The 1876-nt window shown below is 72.9% G+C and carries 2 protein-coding genes; both read right to left on the bottom strand.

Annotation, left to right across the window (positions count from 1 at the left end):
* Nucleotides 1–662 (bottom strand): S49 family peptidase (locus tag OWC43_RS23305; protein ID WP_393958663.1); only part of this gene is annotated, 662 nt, incomplete at its 3' end.
* The coding region (locus OWC43_RS23300; protein WP_393958662.1) for a phage portal protein at nt 659–1876 on the bottom strand (1218 nt) is incomplete at its 5' end. The genes OWC43_RS23300 and OWC43_RS23305, both read right to left, overlap by 4 nt.

Below are 1876 nucleotides of genomic sequence, written 5' to 3'. Positions count from 1 at the left end.
CCGTCCTCGGCCTGCGGATCGGGCCGCTTGTTCGGCGCGCTCGACGAGACGATCTCGATGGTCAGGCTGCCCGAGGCGTCGGGCTCGACCTGCTTGGACAGGGCCGCCACGACGCCGATCGAACCGACGATGCCGGTCTTGTCGAGGACGAGCTCGCCGGCAGCCGAGGCCAGCCAGTAGGCCGCCGAGGCGGCGCTGCCGGTGACATGGGCGAGCACGCGCTTGCGCCCGCGCAGGGCGTAGATCTGGTCGGCGAGCGCGTTGATGCCGGTGGGCGATCCGCCGGGCGAGTCCACCATCAGCAGGATCGCGCCGACTTCCGGATCGTCCCCGGCGAGCCGCAGGTCGCGGGCGAGCATCGCCGCCGAGGTGCCGGAAGCGGACATCTCGGTCATCAGGTTGGCGCGCGGGAAGATCGGCCCGATCACCGGCACGATCGCCACGCCCTCGCGGGTCAGCATCGCGTAGCGCGCGCCCTCGAGCCGCTGCGCGCTCGGGCCGGCGACGGCCTGGAGGTCGAGGCGGAACCAGTCCCGGCCCTCGGCGGCCCGGCGATCGGCGCGGCCGCCGGCGTCGAGGCTGGCGAGGCTGGCCATGAAGTGCAGGTAGTCGGGCCGGATCGCCCAGGGTTCGACCGTCAGGGCGCGCAGGGCAGCGGTCATGGCGGCACCTCGGCCTGGGCGGGTTCGGGTTCGGGCTCGCTGCCGGGCGAGCCGGTCGGATCGGTCTGCGACGCCTTCGCCGCGTTGCGGCCGTCGCTGGTGTAGGCCAGCCCCAGGGCGTCCGCCCGGGCGTTGTCCGACGCGTTCTCGGCATCGACCCGCTCGGCGTCGTAGCCGCCCTGGGCGACGATGCGGGTGCGGGTGGTGAAGCCGGCCTGGACCTCCTTCTGGCGGCCCTCGACGTCCTGGACCGGGTGGATGTACGGCCAGGCCTGCGGCACCCACTCGACCGCGTAGGCCTGCTGGCGCGTCATGCCCTCGGGCAGCCGCAGCGCGCCGGCGAGCAGGGCGAGATCGATCCAGCGACGCCAGATCGGCCGGCACCACTGGTGCACGACGAGGTGATGCTGCCAGCGCTCGACGGCGCGGCGGAAGTCGTTGAGCGCGGCCCGCAGCGTGCGGTCGTTGAGCTGGCTGTAATCGCCGCTCAGCGCCTCGTAGAGCAGCCCGACCGCCGCGGCGACGCCGCGCTTGGCCTCGCGCACGAACGGCTCGAAGGTCGGCCCGACATCGGCCGGGTCGGACATCGTCACGTCCTCGCCCTCGGCGAGGACCTGCACTGTACCGGGCTCCATCTCGACGACGCCGATGCCGTCATCCTCGGCCGGCCCGGAGCCGAGCACGCCGGCGCCCGGCAGTTCCTCGTCATCGGCGTCGAGCGTCTTCTTGACGAAGGCGACGAGGCGGGCGGCGTTCTTCTTCCGCACCAGCTCGGCGTCGAGATACTGGTCGAGTTCGTACAGGGTGCGCAGGGCCCGGGCGAGCCAGGGCTCGCCGCGATCCTGCCCGGGGCGGCGCGCCCGGTAGAGGTGGCAGACGTCGGTCGCCGGGACGAGGACTTCTTCGAAGCCCCTGCCGGTGACGCTGCCATCGCCGGGATGCTCGCGGCGCAGCCAGTAGCCGGTGCGTCGGCCGATCTCGCTGAACTGGATACCCTGCCGAATGCGGCTGGTGCCGTCCGTCTTGAGATGGTCGCAGTGGTCGCCCTCGAGCACCTGCAGCTGGAACGGCACGGTCAGGCCGTCGGACGGGAGCCGGGTGCGCAGCCGGGTGAAGGTCTCGCCGCCCTCGACCATGCCGGTGACCGCGATCGCCTGCAGGCCGTAGAAGTCGTGCGCCCCGACCGAGTCCGCCTCGTCGGTCCAGGCCAGGAA

This window comes from Methylorubrum sp. POS3 (assembly GCF_043352485.1).
Classification (GTDB): Bacteria; Pseudomonadota; Alphaproteobacteria; order Rhizobiales; family Beijerinckiaceae; genus Methylobacterium; species Methylobacterium suomiense.
This window is presented reverse-complemented; position numbering and strand designations above follow the sequence as displayed.